This window comes from Cellulomonas sp. P4_B5_2 (assembly GCF_056402235.1).
On the sequence record NZ_JBFUHU010000204.1, the window covers coordinates 1 to 6,714 of the forward strand.

The window sequence follows — 6,714 nt, forward strand, 5'->3', positions numbered from 1 at the left end:
CTCGCCGCGCTGCCGGTCATCGACCTCCTGCACGTCGTCCCCGGCCTSCCCGGCACCGACGGGCTCCCCCAGCGCGCCAACGACGACCCGGCGCTCGGCCGCTGGCAGACCGCGATCGTGGCCCGCGACACCGCCGCCCGCGCCGCACCCGCCGGGGCACCGGTCGGCGTCGTCCCCGCCCTGACGCTCGAGGTCCGCACCACGCTCCCGGTCATCGACCAGCGCGGCCGGTGGCTGCGCGTGATGGCGGCCACCCGCTCCGCGCTGCCCAGCCAGGACGTCGCGCAGGTCAACGGCCGCAGCGTGTGGATCGACGCGGGTGACACCGAGGCCGCCGGCACCGACTGGTCCATCCAGGTCGACGTGGCCGCCCAGACCATCACGGTCGACGACGGCACGACCACCCACGTGCTGCCGGTCAAGGCGACCGGCGCGCCCGCGACCCCCACACCGCACGTCCCCGCGTTCCTGCTGGGCACCCGCTGGCTCGAGCCCGGCACCACCACGCCGCGCGTGCTGCTGCTGTCGACGCAGAGCGAGACGATCGACCACTACGACAAGCCGACCGGCACCGCCGTGACCGCCATCCACACCACGACCCTGCGCGGCACGGGTGCGGTCTCCAACGGCTGCGTCCGGGTGGGCGACGAGGTGCTCGACCTGGTGTGGCAGGCGCCCGCCGGGACGGTCGTCACGACGGTCGGCTGACCGTTCGACGCGCGGTCTGCGCGCGGCACACCTAACCTCCGGGAATGCGACCGCTGCCCCTCGTCCGCCGCCGTGCGCTCCTGCGCGCCGCCGCGTTCGGGGTCGCGTTCACGGTCCCGGTGGCGGTGCTCGCGTACGTGGTGCGCGCCGAGGTGGACGACGTCCTGCGCCTCGACCAGCAGGCCATCGCGGCGGCGACGGACTTCACGCGCGCCCACCCGGACCTGCAGCAGGCGCTGATCGTCTGGCAGCAGGCGTTCCAGGCGAAGTGGGTCAACCTCGTCGCGACCCTGGTCTGCGTCTGGGTGTGGCGGCGGCACGGCCTGACCACCCGGGCGCTGTGGGCGTTCCTCACGGTGATGGCGGCCTGGGCGCTGCAGCTGGGCGCGAAGGGGCTGGTGCAGCGGGCGCGGCCGGTGGTGGACGACGCCCTGGAGCACGCCCCCGGGTCGAGCTTCCCGTCCGGCCACGCGACGAACACCGCGGCCGTCGCCCTGACCCTGACCCTGCTGGTGTGGCCGCTGCTCGGCCGTCGCGGACGGGTCGTCGTCCCTGTCGTCGCCGCCACCTGCACCCTGCTCACCGGCCTCGACCGGGTGATGCTCGGCGTGCACTACCCCTCCGACGTCGTCGCAGGGTTCGCACTCGGGACTGCCCTCGCGGGTGCGTCCTACCTCGGCTACAGCGGCTGGTCCGCGACCGCCCCCGACCAGGAGACGTGATGCACACCTTCCTGCACCGCTACGAGCTGGACTCCTCGGCGCCCACCCGCAAGGAGGCGTGGCGCGACTTCGCCGTCCGCGTCCTCCTGCCGGCCGTAGGCCTGTGGGTGGTGGTCGTCGGCGTCGGGTTCCTGATCACCGGCCCCCTGGACGACCTGCCGGGCGAGGCCGTCGTCAACGAGTGGTTCGTGGCGCAGCGCACCGAGACGCTCGACGCCGTCACCGCGGTCCTGTCCGCCATCGGCACCACCGAGTTCATCATCGGCGCGTGCGTGCTGTTCGTGGCCCTGTTCTGGTGGCGGACCAAGCAGTGGTGGGTGGCGATCATCCCCCCGCAGGCCATCGCCGTGCAGGCCCTCGTCTTCATGACGGCCGCCCTGGTGGTCGGCCGCGAGCGCCCCGAGGTGGAGAAGCTCGACGAGTCGCCGCCCACCTCCAGCTACCCGAGCGGCCACACGGGTGCGTCGACCGCGTTCTACGTGGTGCTCGCGATGCTGGCCCAGCGCATCGGCAACCGGGCGCTGCGCATCGTGGTGACGGTCGTCTGCCTGTTGATCCCGATCGCCGTCGGGACGGCCCGGCTCTACCGCGGCATGCACAGCCTGACGGACGTGTCCATGGGCATGCTCAACGGCCTGGTGTGCGCGTTCCTCGCGTGGAACTACCTGCGCCGGGACACGTCCTCGGCCGACGCCGGGACGTCGACGGCGGACCGGCGCCTGAGCCACCGCTGACCGGCCGGCGCCCCCTTCTCCCGGTCCTGCGGCCGGGGCTAGGGTGACGAGGGACATACGTCACGAGACGGACACCTCGGCGCGTACGGCAACGGTGGCGCGGGCGCGAGGATCCGTGGACGAGCGCGACCCCGGGGGGAGGTGGCCGTGCCTGCGATCCCGCAACCCCGGCTGGGTGTCGCCGCCCCGCGCGTCGAGGTCCTCCACCAGTTCCGCGTGGTCGTCGACGGCCGCGACGTGCCGCTCTCCGAAGGGGGCCAGCACCTCGTCGCCTGGCTCACGGTGCAGGACCGGCCCCGCTCCCGGACGAGCGCCGCGAGCGCGATGTGGCCTGAACGCCCGGACACCGACGCCACGTCGTCCCTGCGCCGCGCCCTGTGGCGGCTCAACCGCGAGGCACCGGGGCTCGTCGAGCGCGACCACCAGCAGGTGTCGTTGGCCGCTGACGTGGAGACCGATCTCCGGGACGTGGGTCGCCTGGCCGACGCGGCGCAGGACGGCACCGTGCGCGCCACGACGACGACGGTCCGGCTGCTCGAGGGGGATCTCCTGCCGCACTGGTCGTTCGACTGGCTCGACGTGCACCGCGAGTCCTTGCGGCAGCTGCGGTTGCACGCGCTCGAGGGGCTCGCCCGGTCCGAGCTCGACGCGGGGCGCCCCGCCGGCGCCCTCGCCGCCGCCCTGGCGGCCGCCGCGGTGGAGCCCCTGCGGGAGAGCGCGCACCGGATCGTCATCTCGGCGCACCTCGCCGAGGGGAACGTCGCCGAGGCCCTGCGCCACTACTCCCGGTACCGCGACCTGCTCTGGTCGGAGCTGCGCCTGCGGCCGGGACGCCAGCTCGAGGCGATGCTGCCCGTGAGCGTGGCGCCGCTCGTGCGGCTCGACTCCCGGCGCCGGTCGCTCCAGGCCTGACCGCCCGCGGTCCCGGCGCGCCCTGCGGGGACGCTCCGAGCACGTTCCGGAGACGCTCCGGAGACGTTCGGAGCACGCCGTCGCCACCAGGCGTGCACGCGGGCGGCCACATCGTGCGATCAGCCGGGGCACGGTCGGACGACGTGCCCGGAGAAGACTCGTCGAACCGGCGCCTGCCCGGCGCCTGCGCAGCCGATCTGGAGGCCACCGTGTCCGTGCAGACCACCTACCCCGGGGTGTACGTCCGCGAGCAGAAGTCGGGCAACGCCACCATCACCGGCGTCTCGACCTCCGTCACGGCCTTCGTCGGCGCCGCGCGCAAGGGCCCCGGAGACACGCCGGTGCGGCTCTCGGACTACGCGAGCTACCTGCGCCAGTTCGGGGACCCGATCAGCACGGCGCAGCCCCTGGGGGACGCCGTCGGGCACTTCTTCGCCAACGGAGGCAGCCAGGCGATCATCGTGCGGGCGCTCGGCGCGGGCGCGGGCGCGGCCCTGCGGGCGCTGCCCGCCGTGAACGGGCTGACGGTGACCCTGACCGCGCGGTCGCGCGGCGCGTGGGCCAACGGTGCCGGGGCCGGCACGGCGGCGCAGAGCGGCGTCTTCGTCGAGGTGGTGGCCGCCCAGGACTTCCCCGCCGACCGGTTCACGCTGGTCCTCACGGAGTGGGCGCCCGGAGCCGGCGGCGGCCCGGCGTCGGTGACGACCAGGGAGACCTGGGCCGAGCTCTCCATGTCGCCCGCATCCACGCGGTACGTCGGCACCGTGCTCAACGCGAGCACGCTGGTGACGGCGACGGTGACCGGTGCCGCCGCCCCCGCGCCGTCGGCGGGCCGGTCGACCGGCGCCCTGGCCCCTGCGAACGTCTCGGTCAGCGGCAAGGCCCTGCGGCTGTCGGTCGACCAGGGGCCCGCCACGGACCTCGTGCTGTTCCCCGCGGAGTCGCCGCCGCAGTCCCACACGCTGGCCGAGGTGCGCGACCACATCAACGCGGCGGGCTCGATCTGGCCGGTCGTCGCGAACATCTCGGGCGGCAACCTGGTGCTCACCAGCAAGACCAGCGACCTCAACAGTGCGGTCGTCGTCGGCCTCATCGGCATCAACGACGCGTCGGCGGACCTCGGGCTGGGCGTGGCTCGGGGCGGGTCGGAGGTGAGCGCGAGCGCCGCCTACCGACCGGCCGTCGCGGCGCTCTCCCCGCTCGCCACGGGGTCCGACGGGTCGACGGTCGGTGCCGCGCAGATCGTGTCCGGCACGGTCGGGCAGGGGATGCTCGCGCTCGACGCCCTGGACTTCCCGCGGTTCAACCTCCTGTGCCTGCCGGGCGTGACCACGGCCGACACCGCGTCGGTCAACACGGCCCTCGACTACTGCCGTCGCCAGAACGCCTTCTACGTCGTCGACCCGCAGGCGGGCCTCAACCCCGCCCAGCTGAAGACCGCCGCCAACCTGCTCCGGGCGCAGGGCGCGCACGGCGCCGTGTACTGGCCGCGCCTGGTCACCCCCGACGCCGGACCCGACGGCTTCGGGGCGAGCGGAGCCGTCGCCGGCGTCATGGCGCGCACCGACGCCAACCGGGGGATCTGGAAGGCGCCTGCGGGTCTCGAGGCCGGCATCGCGGGCATCGTCGGCGTCACGGCACCGACGAACGACGACGTGTCCGGCGAGCTCAACCCGCTCGGCATCGACGTCCTGCGGACGTTCCCCGGGGCCGGCACGGTGGTGTGGGGCGCGCGCACCCTCGCCGGGAGCGACGTGCTGCAGAGCGACTCCAAGTACGTCCCGGTCCGCCGGTTGACCGACTACCTCTCCGCGAGCCTGTACCTCGGCACGCAGTTCGCCGTGTTCGAGCCGAACGACCCCGACCTGTGGGCGCAGCTGCGGCTGGCCGTCGGCGGCTTCATGCGCGGCCTCTTCCGTCAGGGTGCCTTCCAGCAGTCGGAGCGCCGGTCGGAGTCGGACAGCTTCTTCGTCATCTGCGACTCGTCCGTGAACCCGCAGACGGAGATCGACAACGGCCGGGTCAACGTCGTCGTGGGGTTCGCGCCGCTCAAACCGGCCGAGTTCATCTTCATCACCATCACCCAGCTCAGCCAGGCGGGAGAGTGACATGGCCGAGTTCAGCGTGAACGCGACGCGGTWCGACCCCTACAAGAGCCACATGTTCCGGGTGAAGTGGGACGGGGTCTACGTCGCGGGCCTGTCCAAGATGTCGCCGCTCAAGCGGACCACGGCGCCCGTCTCGCACCGCGTCGGCGGAGACCCGAGCCACGACCGCAAGAGCCCGGGCCTGACCACGTACGACGCCGTGACCCTGGAGCGGGGCGTCACGCACGACCTCGCGTTCGAGGCGTGGGCCGCCAAGGTCTCGAGCCTGTCGCAGCCCGGGATCTCGCTCAAGGACTTCCGCAAGGACCTCATCGTCGACGTCTTCAACGAGGCCGGTCAGAAGGTCCTCAGCTACAAGCTCTACCGCTGCTGGGTCTCCGACTACCAGGCGCTGCCGGCCCTCGACGCGTCGGCCGCGGCCATCGCGATCACGAGCRTCAAGCTCGAGCTCGAGGGCTGGGAGCGCGACGTCGCCGTGACCGAACCGGCCGAGGTGGCCGTCTGAGCAGGGGCCGGACCGACGAACGGGGTGAGGAGGCACGACCGTGGCGGTCGCAGTGGAGCACCCGCGCCGCAGCCGCACCGCCGCCCTGGCGAGCGCGCTCGCCGGCTCTCGCGCGCTGCTCGACCAGGCCGTGGCGGCCCTGCGCGCGTGGCCTCCCGCCGACGACCTCGCGGCCGCGGGCGTCGCGGACCCCGCCGACCTGCCGGTCTCCCTCGCCGACCGGGCGCTCCTCACGCTGCACGAGGAGGTCGTCGGCACACCCCTCGAGCACACCGTGGTGTGCCCCGCGTGCGGCGAACGGACCACCCTCCCGCTGTCCCGGGCGGACGTCGGCGAGCACGACCGGCGCAGCGCGTGGACGGGGGCCGGTGCGGGCGTCCGGGAGCCCACCTGGGCCGACGTCCTCGCCGCTCGCGGTGACCCCGAGGCGCTCCTGCGCCGGTGCTGCGTGGGTGCCGGCGGGACGTTCGACGACCTCGCGAGGGTCGAGGGGTCGCTCAGCGGTCCGCTGCACGCGGACTGCGCCGCGTGCCGGAGCCCTCTCGAGGTGGACGTCGACGTCGTCGCGCTGGTCCTGCGCGAGCTCGCCGCGGTGCCCGCCGAGCTGGACCACGACGTGCACGTGCTGGCATCACGGTACGGCTGGGACCTCGAGGTCATCGAGGCACTTCCGGACGACCGTCGGCGCCGCCTCGTGGATCTCGCCCGGGGGGAGCAGTGACCACCGCCGACGGGAACCTGGCGGCGCCGTCGGCCCCGGCGGGCGAGCCCGCTCCGTCGCGAGCGACGGGATCCGTCCCGCGGTCGGTCGGTCGCCTCGCCGCGCGGGTCGCGCTGCCTGCCGCACCCCTGCGACTGCCGCCCACCGTGGTGGTCCAGGACGAGCGGCCCGACGCCGCACCGCCCGAGGTCGTCGTCACCCGGGAGGTCTCCGACGCCCGGCCGCCCGCGATCGTGCCCGCGTCGCCGCCCGTGCTCCCCCGTCCCACCGCGGTCGCCGTGGAGCCCGCCGGGGCGCACGAGGC

General features: G+C 74.3%; 7 protein-coding genes and 1 pseudogene. All 8 read left to right on the plus strand.

What is annotated here, in order from left to right; genetic code table 11:
* Positions 1-708, plus strand: a 708-nt coding sequence (locus tag AC1DUQ_RS14750; RefSeq protein WP_477074038.1) for a L,D-transpeptidase, incomplete at its 5' end; no start/stop codon positions are given.
* 44 nt (positions 709-752) lie between these two features.
* On the plus strand, positions 753-1,430 hold the full coding sequence (locus tag AC1DUQ_RS14755) for a phosphatase PAP2 family protein (RefSeq protein WP_477060860.1): 678 nt from the start codon (positions 753-755) through the stop codon (positions 1,428-1,430).
* The gene (locus AC1DUQ_RS14760) at positions 1,430-2,164 is read left to right on the plus strand and encodes a phosphatase PAP2 family protein (protein WP_477060859.1); all 735 of its coding nucleotides are present in this window, start codon (positions 1,430-1,432) and stop codon (positions 2,162-2,164) included. The genes AC1DUQ_RS14755 and AC1DUQ_RS14760 overlap by 1 nt, the downstream gene beginning before the upstream one ends.
* Before the next feature lie 147 nt (positions 2,165-2,311).
* The gene (locus tag AC1DUQ_RS14765) at positions 2,312-3,076 is read left to right on the plus strand and encodes an AfsR/SARP family transcriptional regulator (RefSeq protein ID WP_477060858.1); all 765 of its coding nucleotides are present in this window, start codon (positions 2,312-2,314) and stop codon (positions 3,074-3,076) included.
* A gap of 209 nt (positions 3,077-3,285) precedes the next feature.
* The gene (locus tag AC1DUQ_RS14770; protein ID WP_477060857.1) at positions 3,286-5,184 is read left to right on the plus strand and encodes a phage tail sheath family protein; all 1,899 of its coding nucleotides are present in this window, start codon (positions 3,286-3,288) and stop codon (positions 5,182-5,184) included.
* Between the two features lies 1 nt (position 5,185).
* Positions 5,186-5,689: a phage tail protein gene (locus AC1DUQ_RS14775; protein WP_477074039.1), complete on the plus strand. Its 504-nt coding sequence runs from the start codon at positions 5,186-5,188 to the stop codon at positions 5,687-5,689.
* Positions 5,690-5,729: 40 nt separating this feature from the next.
* Positions 5,730-6,410, plus strand: coding sequence for a hypothetical protein (locus AC1DUQ_RS14780; RefSeq protein WP_477060855.1), 681 nt, complete (start codon positions 5,730-5,732; stop codon positions 6,408-6,410).
* Positions 6,407-6,714, plus strand: a pseudogene (locus AC1DUQ_RS14785) (hypothetical protein); the annotation flags it as partial. The gene AC1DUQ_RS14780 and the pseudogene AC1DUQ_RS14785, both read left to right, overlap by 4 nt.

Coding starts and splice junctions, on each gene's coding strand:
- AC1DUQ_RS14760 (WP_477060859.1), top strand. CDS start 1,430: ATGCACACCTTCCTGCACCGCTACGAGCTGGACTCCTCGGCGCCCACC.
- AC1DUQ_RS14755 (WP_477060860.1), top strand. CDS start 753: ATGCGACCGCTGCCCCTCGTCCGCCGCCGTGCGCTCCTGCGCGCCGCC.